Annotated in this window: 21 protein-coding genes and 5 tRNA genes; all 26 read left to right on the top strand. The window is 37.2% G+C overall.

From position 1 onward, the window contains the following. Positions 1-20: 20 nt before the first annotated feature. The 26 genes from J0M15_03440 to fusA all read left to right on the top strand — a co-directional run bounded on the left by J0M15_03440 (position 21) and on the right by fusA (position 26,457). Positions 21-653, top strand: coding sequence for a riboflavin synthase (locus J0M15_03440; protein MBN8536085.1), 633 nt, complete (start codon positions 21-23; stop codon positions 651-653). Beyond that, on the top strand, positions 650-1,264 hold the full coding sequence (ribB, locus tag J0M15_03445; GenBank protein MBN8536086.1) for a 3,4-dihydroxy-2-butanone-4-phosphate synthase: 615 nt from the start codon (positions 650-652) through the stop codon (positions 1,262-1,264). Before J0M15_03440 ends, ribB begins: the two co-directional genes overlap by 4 nt. Before the next feature lie 11 nt (positions 1,265-1,275). Beyond that, a complete protein-coding gene (locus tag J0M15_03450) occupies positions 1,276-1,758 on the top strand; it encodes a 6,7-dimethyl-8-ribityllumazine synthase (protein MBN8536087.1) in 483 nt (160 codons plus the stop codon). Between the two features lie 8 nt (positions 1,759-1,766). After that, complete coding sequence (locus J0M15_03455) at positions 1,767-3,968, top strand: PAS domain-containing protein (GenBank protein ID MBN8536088.1); 2,202 nt, start codon at positions 1,767-1,769, stop codon at positions 3,966-3,968. Between the two features lie 140 nt (positions 3,969-4,108). Then, a complete protein-coding gene (locus J0M15_03460; GenBank protein MBN8536089.1) occupies positions 4,109-5,458 on the top strand; it encodes a sigma-54-dependent Fis family transcriptional regulator in 1,350 nt (449 codons plus the stop codon). A 20-nt stretch (positions 5,459-5,478) separates the two neighbouring features. Further along, the gene (locus J0M15_03465) at positions 5,479-7,245 is read left to right on the top strand and encodes a proline--tRNA ligase (protein MBN8536090.1); all 1,767 of its coding nucleotides are present in this window, start codon (positions 5,479-5,481) and stop codon (positions 7,243-7,245) included. Positions 7,246-7,263: 18 nt separating this feature from the next. Beyond that, positions 7,264-8,463, top strand: a complete 1,200-nt coding sequence (locus J0M15_03470; protein MBN8536091.1) for a S1 RNA-binding domain-containing protein — start codon at positions 7,264-7,266, stop codon at positions 8,461-8,463. A 41-nt stretch (positions 8,464-8,504) separates the two neighbouring features. Next, a complete protein-coding gene (locus J0M15_03475) occupies positions 8,505-8,804 on the top strand; it encodes a hypothetical protein (protein MBN8536092.1) in 300 nt (99 codons plus the stop codon). Continuing rightward, positions 8,791-9,618 (top strand): RNA methyltransferase, encoded by an 828-nt coding sequence (locus J0M15_03480; protein ID MBN8536093.1) that lies wholly within the window; start codon positions 8,791-8,793, stop codon positions 9,616-9,618. The genes J0M15_03475 and J0M15_03480 overlap by 14 nt, the downstream gene beginning before the upstream one ends. 98 nt (positions 9,619-9,716) lie before the next feature. After that, a tRNA-Thr gene (locus tag J0M15_03485) sits at positions 9,717-9,792 on the top strand. A 2-nt stretch (positions 9,793-9,794) separates the two neighbouring features. Next, a tRNA-Tyr gene (locus tag J0M15_03490) sits at positions 9,795-9,881 on the top strand. A gap of 41 nt (positions 9,882-9,922) precedes the next feature. Further along, a tRNA-Gly gene (locus tag J0M15_03495) sits at positions 9,923-9,999 on the top strand. Between the two features lie 70 nt (positions 10,000-10,069). Continuing rightward, positions 10,070-10,144 (top strand) — tRNA-Thr (locus J0M15_03500). Between the two features lie 109 nt (positions 10,145-10,253). Beyond that, positions 10,254-11,444, top strand: a complete 1,191-nt coding sequence (gene tuf / locus J0M15_03505; protein ID MBN8536094.1) for an elongation factor Tu — start codon at positions 10,254-10,256, stop codon at positions 11,442-11,444. Between the two features lie 51 nt (positions 11,445-11,495). Next, positions 11,496-11,571, top strand: a tRNA-Trp gene (locus J0M15_03510). A 71-nt stretch (positions 11,572-11,642) separates the two neighbouring features. Then, positions 11,643-12,020, top strand: a complete 378-nt coding sequence (secE, locus tag J0M15_03515) for a preprotein translocase subunit SecE (GenBank protein ID MBN8536095.1) — start codon at positions 11,643-11,645, stop codon at positions 12,018-12,020. A 9-nt stretch (positions 12,021-12,029) separates the two neighbouring features. Beyond that, positions 12,030-12,572 carry a transcription termination/antitermination protein NusG gene (nusG, locus tag J0M15_03520; protein MBN8536096.1) on the top strand — a complete coding sequence of 181 codons (543 nt, stop codon included), beginning with the start codon at positions 12,030-12,032 and terminating at the stop codon, positions 12,570-12,572. 176 nt (positions 12,573-12,748) lie between these two features. Then, positions 12,749-13,174: a 50S ribosomal protein L11 gene (gene rplK, locus J0M15_03525; GenBank protein MBN8536097.1), complete on the top strand. Its 426-nt coding sequence runs from the start codon at positions 12,749-12,751 to the stop codon at positions 13,172-13,174. 9 nt (positions 13,175-13,183) lie between these two features. Further along, a complete protein-coding gene (locus J0M15_03530; protein ID MBN8536098.1) occupies positions 13,184-13,885 on the top strand; it encodes a 50S ribosomal protein L1 in 702 nt (233 codons plus the stop codon). 117 nt (positions 13,886-14,002) lie between these two features. Further along, positions 14,003-14,530, top strand: a complete 528-nt coding sequence (locus J0M15_03535; protein ID MBN8536099.1) for a 50S ribosomal protein L10 — start codon at positions 14,003-14,005, stop codon at positions 14,528-14,530. Positions 14,531-14,563: 33 nt separating this feature from the next. Continuing rightward, entirely contained in the window at positions 14,564-14,938 is a 375-nt protein-coding gene (rplL, locus tag J0M15_03540; protein ID MBN8536100.1) for a 50S ribosomal protein L7/L12, read from the top strand. A 150-nt stretch (positions 14,939-15,088) separates the two neighbouring features. Continuing rightward, positions 15,089-19,264 (top strand): DNA-directed RNA polymerase subunit beta, encoded by a 4,176-nt coding sequence (rpoB, locus tag J0M15_03545; protein MBN8536101.1) that lies wholly within the window; start codon positions 15,089-15,091, stop codon positions 19,262-19,264. A 14-nt stretch (positions 19,265-19,278) separates the two neighbouring features. Further along, the gene (rpoC, locus tag J0M15_03550; protein MBN8536102.1) at positions 19,279-23,397 is read left to right on the top strand and encodes a DNA-directed RNA polymerase subunit beta'; all 4,119 of its coding nucleotides are present in this window, start codon (positions 19,279-19,281) and stop codon (positions 23,395-23,397) included. An 85-nt stretch (positions 23,398-23,482) separates the two neighbouring features. After that, the gene (locus J0M15_03555) at positions 23,483-23,857 is read left to right on the top strand and encodes a 30S ribosomal protein S12 (GenBank protein ID MBN8536103.1); all 375 of its coding nucleotides are present in this window, start codon (positions 23,483-23,485) and stop codon (positions 23,855-23,857) included. Between the two features lie 18 nt (positions 23,858-23,875). Beyond that, positions 23,876-24,349 carry a 30S ribosomal protein S7 gene (gene rpsG / locus J0M15_03560; protein ID MBN8536104.1) on the top strand — a complete coding sequence of 158 codons (474 nt, stop codon included), beginning with the start codon at positions 23,876-23,878 and terminating at the stop codon, positions 24,347-24,349. 5 nt (positions 24,350-24,354) lie between these two features. Next, positions 24,355-26,457: an elongation factor G gene (fusA, locus tag J0M15_03565; GenBank protein ID MBN8536105.1), complete on the top strand. Its 2,103-nt coding sequence runs from the start codon at positions 24,355-24,357 to the stop codon at positions 26,455-26,457. The last annotated feature ends 136 nt before the right edge of the window (positions 26,458-26,593 follow it).

The following is a 26,593-nucleotide window of genomic DNA, read 5'->3' on the forward strand; positions in this document are numbered from 1 at the left end:
AAACTATCAATGCGTTAGATATGTTTTCAGGAATTATTGAAGCCAAAAAGAATATTTTAAAAGTGATTTCGCTGAATCAGGCTCTCCTTATCCAGTTAGAGAGACCTCATTTCTTTCAAGATGTTAAAAGTGGTGATAGTATCGCCGTGAATGGTGTTTGTTTAACTCTTGAAGCATTCGATGCAGAGACTCTCCAATTTACCCTTGGCTATGAAACATTAAATATTCTACAATGGAAAAAAGAAAATCTTATAGGAAAAAATGTAAATCTTGAAAGATCATTAAGGTTTGGAGATCGGATACATGGTCACTTGGTCAGTGGACATGTAGATTCATTGGCTCAAGCCATCGAAAAAAAACAACTAGGAGAAAGTTTATTTTTTCGGTTTTCGCTACCCTTACAATCTAAAAAATTTATTTGGAAAAAAGGCTCAGTGGCGGTTCAAGGTGTAAGTTTAACGGTAAATGAATTAGATGAAAATTCCTTCACGGTTTGTTTAATTCCAGAAACTCTTAAAAATACCAACCTGTCAGATATTAAAGAAGGCGAATGGGTTAATTTGGAATGCGATTATCTTATCAAGGGTATAACTCAATTTAAGGCTCAGACCGAATTATCTTCGGATGAAAGAGTCATAAAGAAGGATTTATGAGTTTAGCAACAACAGCAGAGCTCATAGAAGAAATTAAATTGGGTAAAATGATAGTCTTGATTGACGATGAGGATCGGGAGAATGAAGGAGATCTTGTTCTTGCTGCTGATTTTGTCAATGCTCGAGCTATTAATTTTATGATTACCAAGGCCAGGGGACTAGTTTGCCTCGCCATGCATCCTGATCAGATTGATCGATTAAAATTGCCACTCATGCAGAGTGAAGAGCATAGTCATTCCTCAAATAAAACGGGATTTACATTAAGTATTGAGGCCGCCACGGGTGTGACTACTGGGATTTCTGCAAGTGATCGTGCCTGGACGATAAAAGTGGCATCAAACCCTCTAGCAAAGAGTACGGATGTTCATATCCCTGGACATGTATTCCCGATCCGAGCCAAAAAAGGGGGGGTTCTTGAGAGGCCCGGGCACACAGAGGGGAGTGTTGATTTAGCAATTCTTGCAGGACTCAATCCCTCAGCGGTGATTTGTGAAATAATGAATGAGGATGGTTCCATGGCAAGAGTGCCAGAGTTAAAGAAGTTTTCTCAATTCTATGGATTGAAAATGGGATCTATCAAGGATCTCATCGATTTTAAAAAATCAAAATAAGGATATATAAAATGCCAGCAAAAAAAAAGCCCAAAAAGAAAAACATCAAATTATTTAAACAAGAGAAAGCAATTAAAATCGGAGTTGTTGTATCTAAATTTAATGAGGAGATCACTTCAAAATTAGAAGAAGGAGCCATTGAGTATTTGGATTCTTGCGAAAATGTGATCATCGAACTCATTCGGGTCCCTGGCGCCTTTGAGATCCCGTTAACGTGTCAATGGCTTTTTGACAGGGCTTGTGATGGCGTTGTGGCTCTGGGTGCTGTCATCAGGGGCGAGACTTCCCATTATGATTATGTATGTATGGGGGTCACGCAAGGTATTACTCAAGTCATGACTAAAAATAATAAACCCATTGCTTTTGGTATATTGACCACAGAGAATGAAGAACAAGCTTTGCAAAGGGTAGGAGGCCGTCATGGTCATAAGGGGCAAGAAGCCGCGCAGGTCGTGATGGAAATGATAGGGCTGGGTCGTGAATTATATAAATAGATCAAAATATGGCGCTTGAAGATTATAATCTGGCTGGAACTGTTTCCAGGGAGTTAGCAAAAAGAAAACGAGAGATATTGATTGTTTTCTTTTTGTCGTTATTTTTTGTATTTTTAACTTGGTTTGAAATTAGACTTTTTTCTACGGCTCAGCAATTGCCATTTGTCCACAGTATCTTTTTTTTCGGTTTAGTTAACTTCAATATTATTTTATTACTTCTGTTGATTTTTCTTATATTTCGTAATGTCATGAAAGTTTTTGTTGAACGTCGAAGCCGTTTATTTGGCAGCAGTTTGAAAGCAAAATTGATTGCTGCTTTCGTAGCGTTTAGCTCGGTTCCAACAATTTTAATTTTCATTATTTCGGTATTTTACATTAATTCCAGCTTTGATAAATGGTTTAGCGTTAAGATGGTTGGGGTTTTAAAAAGTTCGTTAGAAGTACAAAACTATTATTATTTTAATGAAAAGAAAAAAAATTATCATTTTGCTCATGAAATCATTAATCACATTGGTAACTTACAAAGTGCTCAAAAAATTGAAATGAAAATTAAAGCCATTCAAAAAGAATACTTAATCGACGCTGTGGAATTTTATCCAAGTATTTTTGGCGAAAGAATAGCAAGCACAATAGAAGATTTAAATCTCTATGAATTGCCCAAAGTTTCGCTTGAGTTTCTACAAAAGGGCATTAAAAATCAAGTTGAAAGCTCTACAATTCATCAATTTGGTGACGGAAATTTAGTAAGAGTTATTGTTCCTGTTAAAGAGGGAGAAGACCGAGGAGCTATTGTGATATCTTCGTTTATACCTCTGTCATTGATATCAAGAATGAATGATGTTGCGAATGCTTATGATGAATTTAGGGATATTAATCCGTTGGAGTACCCATTAAAATCAATTTATTTGATCATCCTATTTTTAATGACTTTTGTCATTTTATTAGCGGCAACGTGGTTTGGGTTTCATTTAGCAAAGCAATTATCAATTCCACTGGTTCAGCTTGGCAAAGCCACTGATGAAGTTGGAAGGGGTGTCTACTCACAGCTATCCGTTCCTTCGGGAAGTGAAGAAATGTCACAATTGATTTCAGGATTTAATCATATGACATTCCAACTCGAAAAATCTAAAAATGAGGCCAAAGCCGCCAACGATAACCTTCAAGGAACATTAAAGTATATTGAGGTTGTATTAAAAAACGTTTCAGCTGGGGTAATTTCTGTGGATAAGTCTGGTAAGATCACTACCATCAATCAGCATGCAGCAAAGTTACTTGAGATTGATCCTATGGGTTATATTGGAAGCTCCGTCAGGGAGTTACTAACTTTAGAATATTTTAGAATTTTTTCTGAATTATTAAAAAATATGGCCTTGTTTAAAATGGAGTCCATTCAGAAAGAGTTTCAATTTAACTTGCATGGGAATATTATTCCCTTAATGATGAATTTATCAATTTTAAAGGACGATGATGGGCTTGAAATTGGTAAGGTTCTTGTGTTTGATGATATGACTCCTATAGTGAATGCTCAGAGGGCACAAGCTTGGACGGAAGTGGCAAGAAGAATTGCTCACGAGATTAAAAATCCACTAACTCCCATCAAACTTTCGGCAGAAAGATTACAGCGCAAGTTCGCATCTGAGATTTCAGATCCTGCATTTAAAGAATGCACTTCCATGATCGTTTCTCAAGTCGATCAAATGAAGAAGCTTGTTAATGAATTTTCTCAATTTGCAAGGCTTCCCCAAAGGAAACCGCTAATGGGTTCGATGAATGACGTGATTCAAGACTCCCTGAAAATGTTCAAATCAGCGCATCCGCAAATTAAATTTATAGAGGACTACTCTGAAAACTTACCCAGCTTTAGTTTCGATCAAGAGCAAATGCACAGAGTGATAGTGAATTTAGTAGATAATTCTATAGCAGCACTGAATAAAAACCAAAACAATGAAATCAGGATTGAAACTCATTTTAATAAAGATTTAAAAATTGTTAAAATTCTCGTTGCTGACAATGGATCTGGAATTCCCTTGGGGCAAATGGCTCGAGTTTTTGAGCCCTATTATAGCACAAAGGAAACAGGTTCAGGACTTGGTTTGGCTATTGTTAAACGAATCATCGAAGACCACAATGGCTACATTCGAGTCACACAGAATCTGCCCCAGGGAACTAAGATGATTATCGAAATGCCAATTCAGATTGAATCGGTTTGAGTTATATAAATAGGATCATTATATTTAGATGGACCTCAGGTAAAATCTCATAGACTTTCAGAGGTGAGCCAGTTATAAACTCATGGAATACTCATCCTCAAATTCTCCAGTTAAGGAGGATAGGCTTTGAAAAGGTTGCTATGAAGATTCTAATTATTGATGATGAAAAACCGATTAGAGAGGTTTTGTCTGCCTCTCTACAGGATGAAGGGTATATTTTAGAAACAGCCAAAGATGGTGATGAAGGTCTAAGAAAAATAGAAGAATTTCAGCCGCAAATTTGTTTTCTGGATATATGGATGCCAGGACGAGATGGGATTGAAATTTTAACAGAAGCCAGGCAGAAATATCACAGTACTGAGTTCATTATGATTTCTGGTCATGGGACCATTGAGACGGCGGTGAAATCTACTAAATTGGGAGCTTATGATTTTATTGAAAAGCCCTTGTCTATTGATAAAATTATCATCACTTTGAATAATTTGAAAAATTATTTACATGAGAAGGAAGAAAAAACAGCGCTTCTAAATAAACTCAGAAAAAGTCTTGCTATTATGGGAGATGCCGACGCTGTTAAGCAAACTAAACAACTCATTTCTCGATTGGCTCCCACCCATTCATGGTGTTTAATTACTGGCGAAAATGGATCGGGAAAAAATTTAGTAGCACAAAATATTCATTATTTTAGTTCCAGAGCCAGCCTGCCATTTATCGAATTTAATTGTGCTTCAGCTGCTGAAGAGTTGATAGAAGGCGAGTTATTTGGCATTGAAAAAAATGCCTATCCTGGTATTGAAAAAAACCGTCGTGGCAAGGTTGAGCTTTGTCAGGGCGGAACCCTATATCTTGAAGAGATACAAGATTTGCCAGCATTTGTGCAAATGAAATTGCTGAAGCTGATGCAAGAAAAAAAGTTTACTCGTTACGGTGGCAATTTAGAAACAATTGCCGATGTAAGAATAATTGCTTCAACGACTCAAGATCTTGAAAGCCTAGTTAAACAAGGAAAATTTCGAGAAGACTTTTATCATCGAATCAATATTCTCCCTTTTCATATTGCAAGTCTTAGAGAAAAAAATGGAGACATTCCAACTCTGGTTTCCTATTTTAGTGATAGTTTCTCTAGAGAAAGTGGAGAAATTAAAAAAGTTTTTTCGGAAAAAGCTATTCACATGTTGAAAGAATATTCTTGGCCTGGAAATGTGAGGGAATTAAAAAACTTTGTAGAAAGACTTTATATTTTAACTCCGTCCGAATATATAGATGTTCATGATCTAAAATTTGCGGGACTTGAAGAGGCAAATCCAAACAACACAGATTCCGTGTCTATGAGCAATTTCAGAGACGCCAGGGCGCAATTTGAAAAAGAATATCTGGTTCAAAAAATTCGAGAAAACGGTGGGAATATCTCTAAAACTGCGGAAGTTATTGGACTAGAACGAAGTTATTTACATCGTAAAATTAAATCCTATGGTATCGAAGTAACATAATTGAAAAAGAGGGTGGTTTCATGAGATGGTCGCAAAGTCATTTATACACAGCTAAAGAAGCGCCAAGTGATGCCGAGATTATTTCTCACCAATTGATGATTAGATCAGGAATGATCAAAAAGTTGGCTCCTGGTATTTATTCCTACGGAACTTTAGCTTTAAGGGCCATTCGTAAGTTTGAAAATATAATCCGAGATGAATTAAATAAAAAAAATTGTCAGGAAATTTTGATGCCCATGGTTCAACCAAAAGAGCTTTGGGTCGAGACCGATCGCTGGGAAGAAATGGGTGCGGGGTTACTTAAATTTAAAAACAGAAATGAACATTCATTTTGTCTTGGTGCTACCCATGAAGAAGCGGTAACAGATTACGTAAGAAATGATTTAAGGTCGTATAAGGACTTGCCCAGAACCTTATATCAAATCCAAACAAAATATCGAGATGAAATCCGGCCCCGTTTTGGTTTGATGAGATGTCGAGAGTTTATCATGAAAGACGCTTACAGCTTTGATTTGGATCAACCAGCGGCATTAAAATCATATGAAAATATGTACGAGGCTTATAAGGCCATTTTTGATAGAATTGGTGCTTCTTATAGAATTGTTCAGGCTGATGCGGGAAATATTGGTGGATCTCAAACTCATGAGTTCCAACTTTTGGCAGATGCCGGAGAAGATTCGCTGTTGGTCTCGGATACAACTTCATTTGCAGCCAATATTGAAGTATGTCCAGCAATTGATTTTTCTCCACAAATTTCTATGGCTGAATTAAAACCAAAAGAAAAATTTGCAACTCCAAATGTGAAGACAATTGATGACTTGATAAAATTTCTTAGGGCTGAGGAGAAAAGCGTGGAGGTCCCCAATGAGACCTCCCGTGAAGCCTCCGATGACAGCACCAACGAGCCGGCATTGGTCAAGACACTTTTTTTCTCGGTAAACAATGAAGCTATCGCGATTTTGTTGCGTGGCAAGGATGAGCTAAATCCAATCAAGTTGAAAAATTTTTTAGGTCTCGCTAATCCTCCATTGATGTTATCTGACGCTGAAGTCCGCGCTGTATCTGGTGCTAATCCTGGCTCTTGTGGCCCCGTAGGGCTGAAAATTCCCATTTATATGGATCAGGGTGTTCATGGATTGAGGAACTATATCGTCGGTGCCAATGAAGATGGATTTCATCTAAAAAATGTGAACCACTCTAGAGATTTTTCTGTGGATAAGATTGCCGATTTAAGAATGGCCAAAGAAGGTGATAAGTGCCCTGAAAGTTCCGGAAGATTAATTTCTTATAGAGGAATCGAAGTGGGGCATGTGTTTTATTTGGGAAAAAAATATTCAGAAAAAATGAAAGCAAATTATTTAGACCAACAAGGAAAAGCTCAAGCTTTCGAAATGGGATGTTATGGGATTGGTGTAAGTCGTACCATTCAAGCCATTATCGAACAGTCCCATGACTCAGATGGAATCATTTGGCCATTAGCTATAGCGCCATTCCAGATTCACATTTGTCTTCTTGATGTTAAAAATGAAACAATCAAAAGTAAGGCCTTAGAGTTCTACAATGAATTAAAAAGTTTAGGTCTTGATGTACTTATTGATGACAGGGACGAGCGGCCTGGATTTAAATTCAAAGACGCAGATCTTCTTGGGATGCCTTACCGTTTAAATGTAGGGGCTAAAGGGATTGAAGCTGGGGAACTTGAAATTATTGAAAGAAAAACAAAAAAAATAACTAAAATAAAGCCACAAGAAGTTATTGGCTTTTTTAAGAAAGAAATTTGCAAATAAAAAAAGTTAGGAAAAAGTATGAGTGACAATAAAGACATTTTTGGTGACGAAATTGAAACTAAAAAGAATGATTTTGCGAGTCTATTTGAAAATAGTTTATCCATGACAAACAAGAAGCTTAAAAAAGGGGATGAGTTAAGGGGAGAAATTATTTCTATTGATAAAGACTCTGTTTTTATTGCCACGGGTACAACAAGGGATGGGGTTCTTCCAAAGGCAGAATTGCTAAATGGCGACAAAGAATTATTATTTAAAAAAGGTGATTTTGTTGATGTAGTTGTTGTGAGGGAGAATCAAGATGAAATTTTGCTTCGCTATAAATTAGCTAAGTCCGTGGCCCAAGATGTTGACTCCTTAGAAGATGCATTTGATATGGAGCTGCCAATAGAAGGAAAAGTAACAGAAGAAGTCAAGGGTGGATTTCGCGTTCTTATAAATTCCAAAATTGCATTTTGTCCAATAAGTCAGATGGATTTTAAAGTTGATCTAGATCATGGAAAGTATATTGGGCAAAAGTTTGAATTTTTAATTACTCAATATGAAAATAAAGGGCGGAATATTGTTGTTTCAAGGAGAAGGATTTTAGATCAGCAAAAAGTTGAAAACGAAGGCGCTTTCCTGCAAAAATATCATGTTGGAGATATTGTAACTGGAAAGATCACAAAGTTAGAAAAATATGGGGCATTTGTTGAAATAGAAAAAGGGATTGAGGGCTTGGTTCATATTTCTGAGATCGCCTGGGGAAGAGTGCAAAATCCAGGGGACGTTTTATCCCAAGGTCAAACAGTTCAGGCAAAAATTTTGAAAATTGAAGATTCAGAGAGAATGAAAATTTCGCTTTCAATTAAAGAGGGCGGAACATCGATGGATCCTTGGAACTCAATCGATACGGATTTTCCAATTGGAAAAAAAATAAATGGAACTATAGAAAAGAAAGAAGTATTTGGATATTTTATTTCTATAGCACCAGGACTACAAGGGTTACTGCCAAGATCCAAGTGGAAGGATTCTCCAGATGCCGCCCAAATCGAAGGTAAAAAAAAGGGCGATGTGATTGCTATTCAGATCGATCAAATTAACAAAGAAGATCGTCGAATTTCCTTTGGATTGCAGTCTGAAGAGTATGATGATTCATGGAAATCCCATGCGACATTAGGAGGTCCTAAAAAAGGGGTAGGAACCTTTGGAGAACTTTTATCAAAAGCTCAAAAAAAATAAAAAGAAAATAAAAAGAAACTAAAAATTAGATAGGAGAATAAATGAAGTTCATTTTTATAGGTATTTTTCAGATTTTTCTATCCATATCTGTTGCCCTTGGGGGAAATGACTTGATAACTAAGGACCCCAATAGCAAACAGAAAATGATCTGCAAGACGCAAAAAGAGATCAGAGTTCTTGTCCTAGAGCCAAAGGGTTTAGGCTGCGAGGTCTTGTATACAAAACAAGGCTCTGATAAAATCATTGCTCAGCAAAAACAGGGTACTTTACGCTGTGAGGATGTATTTATTACCTTGAAAGAAAAATTAACAAAGGGTGGTTTTATCTGTGAAGCAGAATAGAAAAATTTCTTCTTTTGCTCCTAAAAACAAAAGTCACCCCAAGGCAGTGAATGGAAAATCGAATATCCAAAATATAAATTTAAAAAAACAGCGATGGGTTTCTGGCAATCATGCTGTTTTGGAAGTGCTTTCAGTACATCCTCGATCCATATTAAAAGTAATTTTTCAACAGGGATGGCAAGGGCTTCATTTGCAAAATGAGATCTATAAAAAAGTAAAGACATTGGCCATAGAAGTAGAAGAAAAACCTAAAGGCGTTTTGGATAAATTATTTTTAAATCATCAGGGGTGTTTGGTCCTTGTCGAGGGAAGACCTAAGTTGTTAGATTCAAACTTGACCGCACCCTCTCAATTGTTGTTCTTGGATGGGATTGAAGACCCTCATAATTTAGGAGCTATTTGCAGAACCTCATGGCTTTTGGGAGTTCAGGGCATTTTTATTCCGGAAGATAGAGCTGTCGATATAACTCCAGCGGTGCATAAAGTTGCCTGTGGAGGAGTTGAGCATGTTCCCATTTCAGTTGAGACACAGTTTAAGACGTCTCTAGAGAAATTTAAAGAAATGGGTTATTGGGTGTTCGGATTGAGTCATCAAGCTCAAAATTGCATTTTCGAACTTGAGATTCCCAAAAAAGTCATTTGGTGCGTAGGGGCTGAGGACAAAGGATTAAGAGGATCCACGGAAAAATTATGTGATGATTTTGTGTCAATCCCTCAGGTCTCTTCTTCGGCAAGCTACAATGCCTCTGTGGCTGCAGGATTGGTGCTTTCCGAAGGTTATAGACAACACAATTACGCATCAGGTCGTCCTTGAGTAATTATAATTCTCTTTGACTCTAAAACTATTTGCTCGTAAAAAGTTTCGGTTATCAAGATAACAATTCAAGTATATTTTGATGTGCTGTTTTATGTGCTGGTTTAGCTCAATTGGTAGAGCAGCTGATTTGTAATCAGCAGGTTGCGGGTTCAAGTCCCATAACCAGCTCCATTGGACAGGTGCCCGAGTGGCTAAAGGGGGCAGACTGTAAATCTGCTGGCTTAACGTCTACGAAGGTTCGAATCCTTCCCTGTCCACCAAAATTCTTGCCCAGAATTTTGGTAGTATGAAGGGCAAAGTCGCGGGAGTAGCTCAATTGGCTAGAGTATCTGCCTTCCAAGCAGAGGGTTGCGGGTTCGAGACCCGTCTCCCGCTCCATTTTTAAGTTTGAGGTCGGTTTGATCTTGAGATCGGTCAGGCTGTATCTTTCTTAGGGGTGGGGTTATGTGCCCGTGTAGCTCAGTGGTAGAGCACACCCTTGGTAAGGGTGAGGTCGTCGGTTCGGCTCCGATCACGGGCTCCATTTGATGGCCATTATTTTAAAATGGGTGTTGAATTTTGAATATAATGAATTAGTATTGGATTTTTAGTTAATAAATATAAATAACAATTTATCTCTTCGGGAGGAAATAATGTCTAAAGAGAAATTTAACCGTAATAAACCTCATGTTAACATTGGAACCATTGGTCACGTCGATCATGGAAAAACAACTTTAACTGCAGCCATTACTACTACATTGGCGGCTGAGGGCAAATCTCAGGCTATGTCTTACGATCAAATCGATAAGTCTCCTGAAGAAAAAGAGCGTGGAATCACTATTTCTACAACTCACGTAGAGTATGAAACAGACAAACGGCACTATGCTCACGTTGACTGTCCTGGACATGCTGACTATGTAAAAAATATGATAACAGGCGCCGCTCAAATGGATGGTGCTATTTTGGTGGTTTCTGCTGCAGATGGACCGATGCCCCAAACTAGGGAGCACATTCTTCTTGCAAGGCAAGTAGGGGTTCCTGCGTTAGTTGTATTTATGAATAAAGTGGATATGGTTGATGATAAGGATCTTCTAGAGCTTGTCGAGATGGAAGTGCGTGAGTTATTGAGTAAGTACGAATTTCCTGGCGATAAAATTCCTATAATTCTAGGTTCTGCTAAGTTAGCTTTGGAGGGTGATAACTCTGATTTGGGAAAACCATCTATTAAGCGATTGATGGACGCTTGTGATGCTTATATTCCTGAGCCTGTTCGTGCTACTGATAAAACATTTCTAATGCCAGTTGAGGATGTATTCTCAATTTCTGGTCGAGGAACTGTGGTTACTGGTCGTGTTGAGCGTGGAATTATCAAGGTAAATGAGGAAGTTGAAATCATAGGAATTAGACCTACTCAAAAAACAACTGTTACAGGCATAGAAATGTTCCGTAAACTTCTTGATGAGGGGCAGGCTGGAGACAATTGTGGAGTTCTTCTAAGGGGAACTAAAAAAGAAGATGTTGAGCGTGGGCAAGTTTTGGCTAAACCTGGTTCTGTAAAACCTCACAAAAAATTCAAAGCTGAAGCCTATATTCTTACAAAAGAAGAAGGCGGAAGACACACGCCCTTCTTTAATGGCTATCGTCCTCAGTTTTATTTCAGAACTACGGATGTAACAGGAGTTGTAACTTTGAAACAAGGAACAGAAATGGTTATGCCTGGTGACAGAGTTGAAATTAATGTTGAGTTAATTGCTCCAATTGCAATGGAAAAGGAACTTCGTTTTGCTATCCGTGAAGGTGGAAGAACTGTTGGTGCTGGAGTTGTTACTGAAATAGTTGAGTAATTTTTTAAAACTAATTAAGGCTACAGATGGAAGTTTGTAGCCTTTATATAAAGGGCTGTAGCTCCAGCGGTAGAGCGAACGACTCCAAATCGTTAGGTCGCGGGTTCGAATCCCTCCGGCCCTGCCATTTTAAATAATTTCTTTAAAAATCAGTTGATTCTTCCATGTTAAAATAATCTAAATGAATTAAGGGATTTTATGAATAAAACAAATAGTAAATTGCTGACAATTAGTTTCGCTTTGTTTTCATTTTTGATTGGATTCAGTCTTCATTTGATTCTTAAATCATTTTCTGGGGCTTTTGCTATTGTTGCTAGGCTGAATGAAAATGATTTGTTTAAACATGGTCTTCCGGTCATGATTGGTTTGGTCATATTTTTCTATTTGCAATTTAATAAGAAAACATTGGAGTGGGGAAGTGAAGTGGTTTTGGAAATCACAAAGGTTGTATTCCCCACAAAGGCAGACACGACAGCGCTTACTATTGTTGTTGTTATTTTTGTTATGATTTCTTCTGTTATTATTACGTTGTTTGATTTTGTCTCCAACGCTATAGTCAAACATATTATTAATTAAGGAGTTCGGATGAACCAAGAATTTCCAAAAAAATGGTACATAGCAAATACTCAAACTGGATGTGAGCAAACGGCTAAATCTGCTATCGAAGAAAAAATAAGATCTTCTAAGATGGAAAAATATTTCGGTGAAATTTTAATACCTGCTGAAAATGTAGTTGAGTTGGTAAAAGGTCAAAAACAAACAAAATCAAGAAAATTTTTTCCTGGATATATTTTTATTCAGATGTATTTAAACGAAGAGACTTGGCATCTGGTAAAAAGTTCTTCAAAAGTATCTGGCTTTGTTGGTGGAAAAGTAAAGCCTCCAGAAGTTCCTGAGCATGAAGTTATGAGGGTAACTCAGCAAATGGCTGGGGTTTCTGAAAAGCCAAAACCAAAAATAAGATATTCGGTTGGCGATACGGTTGTCGTCGTTGACGGTCCTTTCAGTAATTTTAATGGGGTTGTTGAGGATATTAATGAAGATAAAGGAAAGGTTAAGGTTTCCGTAAGTATTTTTGGTAGGTCGACACCAGTAGAGTTAGATTTTGTTCAGGTAGATAAAAATTAAATAGATTTTACTAAAAAAGACCACAAATTTGTATTTTTTCATTAAAATCTAAATAAATTTCATCATTATTATAATTAATCATTTTAAGAAAATTAAAAAAAAATAAAATACTATTTGGAATTTTCACTTTTTTAGAATAGAAGGTGGATTCGAATACATTTTGTAGGAGTGGGAATATGGCAAAAAAAGTTACAGGAATGATCAAATTGCAGATTCCGGCAGGGAAGGCCAATCCGGCACCTCCCGTTGGACCGGCGCTCGGACAACATGGTGTAAATATAATGGAGTTTTGCAAACAGTTCAACGCGCGTACTCAAAAAATGGGCGATGATATTATTCCTATAATAATCACTGTTTATCAGGATAGGTCCTTTACATTTATCACTAAGACTCCGCCAGTGTCATCTTTGTTAAAAAAGGCAGTTAAGATTCAATCTGGATCGAAACAGCCGCAAAAAGATAAGGTCGGCAAGGTGAAAATCAGTGATGTTAAGCAAATAGCAACAACAAAATTACCTGATTTAAATTGTATAAAAGTTGAGTCTGGTATGTCGCAAGTTATAGGGACTGCTAAAAGCATGGGCCTGGAAATTCAGGAATAGTAGGATTATATGTCAGGAAAAAAATATAAAAAAATGTCTGAAAAAGTTGATGCAAACAAAAAATATTCAATTGACGAAGCTTTTGGCTTGGTGGTTGAAACGGCTCCTGCCAAATTTGATGAATCTGTAGATGCGGCATTTAGGCTGGGCGTTGATCCTAAGCAGTCGGACCAGCAGGTTAGAGGCGCCATTGCTTTGCCAAATGGTTTGGGTAAGAAGGTTCGAGTTATTGTGTTTGCAAAAGGCCCTAAGGAGGCTGATGCAAAAAATGCTGGAGCAGACTTTGTCGGTGCTGACGATTTGGTTCAAAAGATTCAAGGCGGTTGGTTGGATTTTGATAAAGCTATAGCTACTCCGGATATGATGTCCACAGTTTCAAAGGTCGCTAAAATATTGGGACCTAGAGGCTTGATGCCAAACCCAAAGATTGGAACAGTTACTATGAATGTGGCTGAGGCCGTTACTGCTGAAAAAAAAGGCAAACTAGATTTTAGAGTTGATAAGGCGGGTATTATCCATGCTTCTGTTGGTAAGAAGTCCATGGGTAGTGAAAAATTAAAAGAAAATTTTATGGCATTGTTAGGTGCTGTTCTTAGGGCAAAACCTTCTACATCTAAAGGGCTATACATTAAATCAGTTGCAGTTTCGTCAACAATGGGGCCTGGGGTTAAGATTGATGCAAATGAGGCAATGGGAAATAAAGAAGATTAATTAATATTAAAATTATTGCGATCAGAGACAGTAGGTTCCGAAAGGTTTAATACATAAAGTGCCTACCGAGATTGACAAGCAGTCCTGCCTGTTCGCATTTATTCTATTGAAAGGAGGATGTTTGTGATTACACGTGCTGATAAAGAAAGTGAAGTAAAAATCATTTCTGAAAAGTTGGCCAAATCAAAAGCAGCTTTCATTGTTGATTTTAAAGGTATGAAGGTGGATCAGGTTACTGATCTTCGAAAAAAACTTCACCCAGTAGAGTCTGAAATGAAAGTAGTAAGAAATACTCTTGCTAAGCGTGCTTTAAAAGATTTCCCTGTAATGAGTGACGCAATTTCTAGCGCATTTAAGGGAACTAACGCTTTTGTTTTTGCATATGGAGATGTTGCTGCTGCGGCCAAAACCCTGTCTGTGTTTGCAAAGGACATAGAAGTTTTTCAATTGAAATCAGGAGTTATGGATGGTCGTAAATTGGATGAGAAATCAATCAATTTTATAGCTACTTTGCCTGGAAAAGATCAATTGCGGGCCCAATTTCTTGCATTGTTAAATACTCCTGCAACTCAAGTTGTTAGAGTTCTTAATGAAGTGCCTACGGCGCTTGCGAGAGTTTTAAAAGCAAAATCTGAAATAAATTAAATTAATTATTAAAAATAAACTAGGAGAATTAAAATGGCATTATCAAATGAACAATTAGTAGAAGAATTATCACAAAAGACAGTCCTCGAGATTGCTGAGCTTGTTAAGTTATTAGAAGGCAAGTGGGGCGTTTCTGCGGCGGCACCTGTAGCCGTTGCGGCAGCTGGTGGTGGAGCAGCTGCTCCCGTTGAAGAAAAAACTGCATTTGATGTAGTTTTGGTAGATGCGGGCGCTAATAAAATCAATGTTATTAAGGAAGTGAGAGCAATAACTGGATTGGGACTTGCTGAAGCTAAAGCTTTAGTGGAAGCAGGAAATAAAACAGTTAAAGAAGGAGCGACTAAAGACGACGCTGAGAAAATTAAAAAACAATTAGAAACTGCTGGTGCTAAAGTACTAGTTAAGTAATATATGAATGGGGCTATGCTATGTGCAGAGCTCCATTTTTTTTATTAGCCAAATGCGCATTAAATCTATAGACATATAGATTGCTCATCTTTGATGTTGTGGTTGATTTATTTAGAATTTTTATTTTAGCTCTATAAATTGGGAGAATTAATGGACCAAACCCCTATTGCTGCCTCGAATGTACGTATACGTAAATCTTTTGCAAAAAACAAACAACTTATAGACATACCTAATTTGATAGAACTTCAAAAGAGCTCTTATGAGGCATTTTTGCAAAAAAATGTTGATCCTGACAGGCGTGGAATTCTTGGTTTAAATGGAGTATTTAAGGGAGTTTTTCCTGTTAGTGATTTTAATAATACGGCTAGTTTGGAGTTTGTAAGCTATACCTTGGAGCCAGCAAAATATGATGTGGACGAGTGTCGCCAGAGGGGGATGACGTTTGCTTCTCCGATAAAAGTAACTTTGCGGTTGATAGTTTTTGATGTGGATGAAGAGTCTGATGCTAAAAGTATACGTGATGTAAAAGAGCAGGAAGTATATTTGGGTGAAATACCACTTATGACTTCAAATGGTTCATTTATTATAAATGGAACTGAAAGGGTTGTTGTATCGCAATTGCATCGTTCTCCGGGTGTCTTTTTTGACCATGATGGCGGAAAAAATAATGCAAGTGGAAAGCTAATTTATTCAGCTAGAGTTATACCATATAGAGGATCTTGGTTGGATGTGGAATTCGACCAAAAAGATTTAATCCATGTTAGAATTGATAGAAGAAGGAAGTTTCCTGTTACCATATTGTTGAAAGCTCTTGGCTACAATACTGAACAACTTCTTGAGTATTTTTATGATTTAGACGAAGTGTCTGTTATTGGTGGAAAATTATTTAGAAAACTGGAAATTGACCGAATGTCTGGTCAAAGAGCTTTGGCTGATATTTTAGATCCAAAGACAGGTGAGCCTATTGTGAGATCTGGAAGAAGGATCACCAGGGCCATCGTGAAAAAAATTAAAGAAATAAATTTAACTGAATTAGAGGTTAGTCCTAGTGATTTAGAAGGTAAGGTTTTGGCTAAGCCACTGATTGATGAGTCAACTGGCGAAATTATTGCCGATGCTAATTCTGAACTTAATAGTGGTTTTATTAAAAAGGCAATAGAGGCAGGAATTGATAAATTCTTTTTAATATTTTTTGATGGTTTGACTGTAGGGCCCTATTTAAGAAACACCTTGCTCGTTGATAAGGTCAATAATAAGGATGAGGCTCTTGTTGAAATATATAAAAGGTTAAGGCCAGGGGAGCCGCCTACATTGGATGCTTCGGCAGCATATTTTCAAAAATTATTTTTTGACCCAGAAACCTATGATTTGTCCGAGGTTGGTAGGATTAAAATTAATCATAAGTTTGGTATTAGTATGGAGGAGTGTCCCCCCTCGTTTAGAATTTTAACTAAGAATGATATTTTGAGTACGGTGAAGACAATGATCGACTTGAAAAACGGTAAAGGCGTTGTCGATGATATTGATCATTTGGGAAATCGTCGTGTAAGATCAGTTGGTGAGTTGTTAGAAAATCAATATCGAATTGGTTTGGTTCGAATGGAACGGGCTATTCGAGAGAGAATGAGTTTGCAAGACGTTGAGACCATGATGCCTCATGATTTGGTTAATGCTAAGCCAGTAAATGCTGTAGTTAAGGAATTTTTTGGTTCTTCGCAGTTATCGCAGTTTATGGATCAAACTAACCCATTGTCTGAAATCACACATAAGCGAAGACTGTCAGCCTTAGGGCCAGGAGGTCTAACAAGAGATCGTGCTGGTTTTGAAGTTCGAGATGTTCATCCTACTCATTATGGTAGAATATGTCCAATTGAAACTCCAGAGGGGCCAAATATAGGATTAATCGCATCCTTGGCTACGTATGCAAGAATTAACAACTATGGTTTCATTGAAACTCCGTACAGAAAAGTAGACGCTGGTAAAATTTCTCCAGAAATTACCTACATGTCTGCTCTTGAAGAGGCCGGTCACTTAAAGGCCCAGGCAACTGAAGATAATTTAGGTACCTCAGTTATTCAGTCTCAAATAGTGACGGTGAGAAGAGATGGCGAGTACGAATCTGTAGATAAGGATAAAGTTTCTTTAATTGACGTTTCTCCTTCTCAATTGGTATCTATTGCGGCGTCTTTAATCCCTTTTTTGGAGCATGATGACGCAAATCGAGCTCTGATGGGTTCAAACATGCAACGGCAAGCTGTTCCTTTGTTAAGATCTAGGGCGCCCCTGGTAGGAACCGGAGTGGAAAGACTTGTCGCGAGAGATTCAGGTACCTCTGTTGTGGCTACAAATGATGGTATTGTTGAAGAAATCGATGCCGCTAGAATTGTAGTGCGAAGATTTGCAAAGGGTGGCGAGCTAGGCGCTAATGTTGATATTTACAATTTAATTAAATATCAACGAACAAATCAAAATACGTGTTTTAATCAAAAACCAATAGTCAAATTGGGTGATATTGTTAGAAAAGGTGATATCATCGCGGATGGTCCTTCAACTGAATTGGGTGAATTGGCGCTAGGCCAAAATATCCTCGTGGCGTTCACTCCATGGATGGGATATAACTTCGAAGATTCAATTTTAATTTCTGAAAGGTTGCTACACGAAGATACTTACACTTCTATTCACATTGAGGAGTTTGAGTGTATTGCGCGAGATACAAAGCTAGGTAAGGAAGAGATTTCTAGAGATATTGCTAATGTTGGTGAGGAAGCTCTCAAAGATCTTGATTCTTCTGGTATTATTAGAATTGGTGCTGATGTTAGGCCAGGCTATATTCTTGTAGGGAAAGTCACGCCTAAAGGGGAGACTCAATTGTCTCCTGAAGAAAAATTATTAAGAGCTATTTTCGGTGAAAAAGCTGGGGATGTTAGAGATACTTCTTTAAGAGTTCCATCGGGTGTTTATGGAACAGTTATTGATGCTCAAGTCTACTCTCGTGAGGGTTCAGAGCGAGACGAGCGATTGAGTTCCATTATTGAGGAAAAAAAGAAAAAATTAGAGAAAGATTTATCTGTTGAAATAAATGTTATTAAAAATAATGCCATCGAAAAATTAAAATCAATTATTGTTGGGAAAAAAACTACCGGTGTTCTTTTGAATGAAGATGGAAGTCAAAAGTTGCTGAGCAAAGGACAAGATATTACAGTTGCTGATTTGGAAACAATTCCGTTTGAGTTGTTGAGTTATATTCCCTTGGAAACTGAGTTAGAATTTCATGTTACCAAGATCGTTGATTCGGCCAGAAATCAATTGGATGCAGTGAAGATGGTATTCAATGAAAAAATAGATCGTCTCAGAAAAGGTGACGAATTGCCTCCTGGTGTTATTAAAATGGTTAAAGTTTATGTGGCCATTAAGAGAAAGCTTCAAGTGGGCGATAAATTTGCCGGGCGGCATGGAAACAAGGGCGTCGTGTCAAAGGTGTTACCAGTTGAGGACATGCCCTATTTGGCAGATGGTTCTCCTGTTGATATGGTATTAAACCCATTGGGTGTTCCTTCGCGGATGAATATAGGACAAATTTTAGAAGTTCATTTAGGATGGGCAGCCCATAGTTTGGGTAAGCAGCTATCAAAATATGTGGATAACTGGAATTTTGAAAAAGCAAAGAAGGAAATTAAAGATATTTATAATGACTCTGAGATTTCAACAAAAATTGATAAATCAGATGAAGCATCTCTTAAAAAAATTGTTGGAACGTTAAAGAATGGAATTCATGTAGGTACTCCTGTGTTCGATGGAGCGAGTGAGGCGGATATAAAATCGCTTCTTAAAAAAGCAGAACTTCCAGATAGAGCTCAAACAATTCTTTTTGATGGTAGAACCGGAGAGCCTTTCAATAATCCTGTAACTGTAGGAATTATGTACATGCTTAAGTTACATCATTTAGTTGAAGAGAAAATTCATGCTCGTTCTATTGGTCCATACTCGTTAGTGTCTCAGCAGCCTCTTGGGGGTAAGGCCCAGTTTGGTGGCCAGAGACTTGGAGAGATGGAGGTTTGGGCTATTGAAGCTTATGGTGCTGCTTATTCATTGCAGGAGTTTTTGACAGTTAAATCTGATGATGTTGCTGGAAGAACTAGAATGTATGAAAGCATTGTAAAGGGTGAAAACATTCTTGAGCCTGGCTTGCCAGAGTCATTTAATGTTTTGGTTAAAGAGCTTCAATCCTTAGCTTTAAATGTTCAACTGGTGGAATCTGATATTTTGACAGATAAAGCTGAAGAAGAGCCTATGGAAGATAATATTAACAATGAACCTAAGCATTAATAACGAGGTTTAATTTGAGAGATTTATTAAATTTTTTTGACAAACCAAAAGATCCATTATCATTCGATTCCGTGAGAGTTTCCTTGGCTTCTCCTGAGATGATCCGTGAGTGGTCATTTGGTGAGGTAAAGAAACCTGAAACAATTAATTACCGTACTTTTAAACCAGAAAGAGATGGTTTGTTTTGTGCTAAAATATTCGGACCAATAAAGGACTACGAATGTCTTTGTGGCAAGTACAAAAGAATGAAGTACCGAGGGGTAGTTTGTGAGAAATGTGGTGTTGAGGTTACTCAAACAAAAGTACGTCGAGAAAGACTTGGACACATTGAACTTGCAACGCCCGTAGCGCATATTTGGTTTTTGAGATCTCTTCCGTCAAGAATTGGTAATTTATTAAATTTGTCGTTAAAGGATGTGGAGAAGGTACTTTATTGCGAAGCCTATGTTGTTATAGATCCAATGGAAACAGCATTGATTGAGGGTCAGGTTTTGTCAGAAGAGGCTTATCAGGCTGCATTGAATGACTTTGGGCCAAATTTTAAATCTGGAATGGGCGGTGACGCTGTTCGGGATTTATTGAGAAAGATTGATCCGGAATATCTTTCTAAGAAATTAAGAATGGAAGTCAAAGATACAAAATCAGAGGCCCAGATTAAGAAAATTTCGAAAAGATTAAAAGTTGTTGAGGCTTTCAAAAATTCTATAAATAAACCTGAATGGATGATGCTTGACGCTCTCCCAGTGTTGCCTCCTGATCTAAGACCTTTGGTTCCTCTTGATGGAGGAAGATTTGCTACATCCGATCTGAATGATCTTTATAGACGGGTTATAAATAGAAATAATCGACTAAGAAGACTTCAGGAGTTGAATGCGCCGGATATTATTATCAGAAATGAAAAAAGAATGTTGCAAGAAGCAGTAGATGCTCTCTTGGATAATGGAAGAAGGGGAAAAACTTTTACTGGTCCCAATAAGCGCCCTCTTAGATCTTTAAGTGATATGCTTAAAGGAAAGCAAGGTCGATTTAGACAAAATTTACTAGGAAAGCGAGTCGATTATTCTGGAAGGTCTGTTATTGTAGTTGGACCTAATTTAAAATTGCATCAGTGTGGTTTACCGAAAAAAATGGCCTTGGAGTTATTTAAGCCTTTTGTTTATAACAAACTTGAAGAGAAGGGTTTTGCAACAACGATAAAACAGGCTAAGAAATTAGTAGATCAAGAAACTGTAGAAGTATGGGATATTTTGTCTGATGTTGTGAAAGAACATCCTGTTATGTTGAACAGGGCGCCTACTCTTCATAGATTAGGTATTCAAGCGTTTGAACCAGTTCTTCATGAGGGAAAGGCCATACAATTACATCCTTTGGTTTGTACGGCCTTCAATGCTGATTTTGATGGTGATCAAATGGCTGTTCATGTTCCTTTGTCAGTTGAGGCTCAAGTTGAGGCGAGAGTTTTAATGATGTCAACGAACAACATCTTAAGTCCTGCCAATGGCAAACCGATAATTAATCCCTCGCAGGACGTTGTTTTGGGTTTGTACTGGTTAACAAGGATTCGTCCAGGGGCAAAAGGGACTGGAAAACTTTTCTCATCTGTAAAAGAAGCTCAATATGCTTACGAGACAGGAATGGTTGATTTACAGGCGTCTTGTAAAGTTAAAATTAAAGGAAAATTGGAAGAAGCATCAGTAGGGAGAGCTATATTGTCTGATATCGTTCCCGATGAAGTTCCATTTTTTGAAGTTAATACGGTTATGAATAAAAAAACCATTGCGGCGTTGATTGATAAAACTTTTCGATTAGCAGGAGCGAAAGCTACATGTATCTTAGCTGATAAAATCATGGAACTTGGATTTAAACATTCTACTGCGGCAGGGATGTCTATTTGCATTGATGATATGGTCATACCTGAAAATAAAAATAAAATGATTTTAGATGCTCAAAAGCAAGTTGAAGAAATTCAACATCAGTACGATGAAGGGTTGATAACTGACGGTGAACGGTATAATAAGGTTGTTGATATTTGGGCGCAGACTGGCGACAAGGTTGCCAAAGAAATGATGAACCAAATTGAAAAACAAAAGTTTTTAATTGATGGAAAAGAATTAATTGGCCCATCATTTAACTCTATTTTTATTATGGCTGACTCTGGGGCTAGGGGATCTGCAAATCAAATAAGACAGCTTGGTGGGATGAGGGGCCTCATGGCAAAACCATCTGGGGAAATTATTGAGACTCCTATTACTGCTAATTTTCGTGAAGGTTTAACAGTTATTCAATATTTTATTTCTACCCATGGGGCGAGAAAAGGTTTAGCCGATACGGCATTAAAAACTGCGAATTCAGGTTATTTAACAAGAAGATTAGTTGATGTTGCTCAAGATGTTATTATTTCGGAAATAGATTGTGGAATTGAAGATGGTTTGGAAGTGACGCCTCTATTTGAGGGCGGTGAAATTATTCAACCTTTATCTGATAGAGTTTTAGGACGAACCGCTTTGTTTGATATTCTTGACCCTCTTACAAGTAATATTATTGTTCGAGCAGGTGAAGAGATTGATGAACAGTCTGTAAAGTTGATAGACTCGGCTGGTGTAGAAAAAGTTAATATCAGATCAACACTTACCTGTAAAACACAACGTGGTGTTTGTGTAAAATGTTACGGTCGTGATTTGGCTAGGGGTGCAACAGTAAACTTGGGTGAGACCGTTGGTATTATAGCAGCTCAGTCGATAGGAGAACCGGGAACACAGTTAACAATGAGAACTTTTCACTTAGGAGGAGCCGCATCAAGATCTGTTGAGCAATCCGTTCATACCTCAAGGTATGATGGTACTTTGAAATTGATAAATGTAAATACGGTAAATAACAGAAGCGGCAAGTTAACTGTCATGAATAGAAATGGTGAGGCTCTTGTTATCGATGAGACAGGTAGAGAAAAGGAAAGATTTAAATTAGTCTATGGTGCCATTTTAGGTTTTAAAGAAGGACAAAAAATTAACAAAGGTTCGGTTGTTGCTGAATGGGACCCCTACTCTAATCCCATTATTTCTGAGGTTTCAGCATTGGTTCAGTACCATGATATTGAAGAAGGTTCGACCATGCAAGAGCAGGTTGATGCTGTAACCGGTTTTGCAACAAAAGTAATTACCGAGTCAAAATCGTCAGATGTGAAGCCAACAGTTTATTTAATTGATAAAAATGGAAAACAATTAAATCTACCTGGTAGGGATATTCCAGCAAGATACATTATTCCTGTTGGAGCCCAGCTTTTAGTTACCGATGGTCAGGAAGTCCATTCTGGAGATGTTATTGCAAAAATTCACAGGGAAACATCTAAAACAAAAGATATCACGGGAGGTCTTCCTCGTGTAGCTGAATTGTTTGAAGCGAGAAAACCTAAGGAAGCTAGCATTATCTCAGAGATAGATGGCTATGTAACCTTTGGAAAAGATGTTAAGGGAAAACAAAGGGTTATTGTTACTCCAGATGTAGGTGAGCAGAGAGAATATTTAATTCCAAAAGGGAAACATGTTGCAGTGAGAGAAGGCGAATATGTAAGAGCTGGTGAGCCTTTAATGGATGGTCCGACCAATCCTCATGATATTCTTGCTGTTTTGGGAGAGAAACAATTGTCTGCTTATTTAACAAATGAAATTCAAGAAGTTTACAGGCTTCAAGGTGTTAATATAAATGATAAACATATTGAGGTTATAGTAAGACAAATGTTGAGAAAAGTAGAAATTGCTGATCCTGGTGATACTCGATTTTTAAGTGGTGAACAAGTTGAAAAATTTTCACTATATCTTGAGAATCAGAGAGTTTTACAAGATGGTGGTGCTCAAGCCAGCATGAAACCTTTATTGTTAGGTATTACAAAGGTTTCTCTGAGTACAGAAAGTTGGATCTCAGCTGCTTCTTTCCAGGAAACAACAAAAGTGTTAACTGATGCGGCTATTAATTCAAAAACTGATAATCTTAGAGGGCTGAAAGAAAATATTATTATGGGCAGATTAATTCCTGCCGGAACAGGTTTAACGTCTTATAAAAAATGGAAAGTTATTATTAAAGAAGATGAAGAAATGATGATGGAAGCTTCACTTCCTGGGATGAGCGTGAACAGATAAATAAAATAGCTTGACGTTGGATTGATCGTTGTATTAAAAGCTTTAAGCTATTTGTGTAAAAATAAGGAAATTTTAAGGAGAATTTGTGCCTACTATTAACCAACTTATAAAAAAAGAGAGATCATCTCAAAAAAATCAAACTAAGTCTCCTGCGTTGACGTCGTGTCCTCAAAAAAGGGGAGTTTGCACAAGAGTGTACACAACAACTCCCAAAAAACCAAATTCGGCATTAAGAAAAGTGGCAAAGGTTAGGCTTTCAAATGGTTTTGAAGTTATCTCTTATATTCCAGGCATAGGACATAACTTACAAGAACACTCAGTTGTTCTCATTAGAGGTGGAAGAGTAAAAGACTTGCCAGGTGTTAGATATCATATCGTTCGTGGAGTTCTAGATCTTCAAGGTGTAAATGGTAGATTGAGAAGTAGATCAAAATATGGAACAAAAAGACCTAAAAAGTAATTTTTAAAGGAAAATTTAATGTCACGCAGAAAAAAAACCTTCAAAAGAGAAATCATACCAGATCCTGTATACAAGGATCTAGTGTTTGCCAAATTTATCAATAAAATGACAATTCAGGGTAAGAAGGCTACCGCTCAAAAGTTATTTTATGGAGCTTTATCTGAACTCGAAGGAAAAGTTCCAAATGAAGAATCGATAAATGTTTTAAAAAAAGCCATTGAAAATACCAAGCCGTCTATAGAAGTTAGATCAAGACGGGTGGGTGGCGCAACTTATCAAGTTCCTGTAGATGTTAGGCCGACGAGAAGATTATCATTAGCTATGAAGTGGTTGATAGAGTACTCTCGTAGTAGGGGAGAGAAGGATTTTTCTAAGCGACTGGCTGGAGAGATATTAGATGCCTTTAATAATAAAGGTAACTCTGTTAAGAAAAAAGAAGATGTTCATAGAATGGCTGAAGCTAACAAAGCTTTCTCTCATTATAATTGGTAAACTAGATGTCGGCCAAAGAGCCTAATAAGGTCAGTGATTTAGCATATACACGAAATATTGGTATCGCTGCCCATATCGATGCTGGAAAAACAACTACTTCTGAAAGAATATTATTCTATTCTGGCAAGAGTCATAAAATTGGTGAGGTTCACGAAGGTAATACGGCTATGGACTGGATGGTCCAAGAGCAAGAGAGAGGTATTACAATAACCTCCGCTTCAACGACTCTGTTTTGGAATGATTATCGTATAAATTTAATTGATACCCCTGGACATGTTGATTTTACAATTGAGGTTGAAAGATCACTAAGGGTGCTTGATGGAGCAATTGCGGTATTTGATGCTGTGAGCGGTGTGGAGCCCCAATCGGAGACGGTTTGGAGGCAGGCCAACAAATTTAAAGTTCCTAGAATTTGTTTCATAAACAAGATGGATAGAGTTGGGGCAAATTTTTTTGAATCAGTTTCCTCTATAAAATTAAAATTAAATGCTAATCCGATAATTCTACAAATTCCTTATGGGCTTGAGGATAATTTTAAAGGTGTAATTGATCTTATTGAAATGAAGCTGCATCTCTGGGGGGAAGAATCTAAGTTTGGAGATTCTTACATAACTTCTGATATTCCTGAAGAGAATATCAAAGAGGTTATCGAATATAGAAAAAAAATAGTTGAAAGTATTGTTGAATTAGATGATGACCTTGTCGATTTATTTCTAAAGGGTGAGGAAATTAGTGTTTTAAGTTTAAAAAAATCTCTTAGAAAATCTGTAGTAAATCTAAAAGCCTTTCCTGTTTTTTGTGGGTCTGCTTTTAAGAATAAGGGCATTCAGCCGCTTTTAGATGCTGTCATTGACTACTTGCCTTCTCCTATCGATAAGTTATTTCTAACGGCAACTGATTATAGAAACGAGCTTCCGGTTGAGTTTAAAGTTAACTTCGAGGATCCTTTTGTTGGCCTTGCATTTAAAATTGCAAATGACCCTTTTTCTGGAAATTTAACCTATGTTAGGGCATATTCTGGAACTTTAAAAGTGGGAGATGTGCTTTTAAATCCAAGAGTAAACAAAAAAGAAAAAATTCAAAAAATATTAAAAATGCATGCTAATCATCGTGAAGAAGTGGTGGACCTTAAAGCTGGAGATATAGGTGCTGTTATTGGTTTAAAGTTCACTGGCACAGGGGACAGCCTGTGTAATGAAAAACGATTAATCATTCTAGAATCAATAAAGAGTCCAGAGCCTGTAATTTCAGTCGTAGTTGAGGCTAAATCTTCTGCGGATCAAGTAAAAATGATTCAGTCATTAGAAAAGTTAGAGAAAGAAGATCCATCTTGTAAAGTCAAAACCGATCCAGAAACCGGACAAATTTTACTTTTTGGTATGGGTGAATTGCATTTAGAAATTCTATTGGATCGATTGAACAGAGAGTTTAAAATTAATGCAAACAAAGGAAAGCCTCAGGTTTCATACAGGGAGACTATTTCAACTTCTGTTGAGATTCTGGAATCATTTGAAAAAAATATTGCAGGTGAAGATCATTTTGCGAAAGTTAAAATTTTTGTTGAATCAATTCCAGTTGAAAAGGGTATTGAGTTTAAAAATAATGTATCTCTAAATAATGAATTTAATACATTGATGTTAAAAGCTGTTGAGAATGGATTTAGAGAAAGTGCTGAGGTTGGTGCGCTAGCTGGATTTTCCATGCTCGGAGTAAGGGCAACTTTATTGAGTGTAGAATACAATAAAGAAAGTATTTCTGAAATTGCTTTTAAAGCGGCAACAATGGTTGGATTTAAAGAAGCATTAAAGCGATGTAAGTGTGAAATTTTGGAACCTATTTTTAAACTGGAAGTAATTTGTCCAGAGGATTTTTTAGGAAGCATAGTGTCTGATTTAAATTCTAGAAGAGGTAAAATAACATTAATTGAGTCAAAAGGCGCGTTGGGGCAAGTGATTAATGCTGAAGTGCCTTTGGGGCAACTGTTTGGATATGCTACAGATGTGAGAAGTCTTAGTCAGGGGCGTGCAACTTTTTCAATGGAATTTCTTAATTATTTAAGAGTGCCCCCTAAAACCTGTATGGAATTATTAAATTCAATGGGTAGATAAAAAAACATTTGACATCTCTAACTATTTTGTAAATATTCACACATCTCAATAAAAGAAGCTTACAGAAAGCTCCCCCCTATCTAAAATTTGGGAAAAAAGCTTTTGATGTGGCAATAACTAAAGAGAAAACAGAGAA

It is taken from the genome of Deltaproteobacteria bacterium (assembly GCA_017302835.1).
GTDB lineage: Bacteria > Bdellovibrionota > Bdellovibrionia > Bdellovibrionales > Bdellovibrionaceae > UBA2316.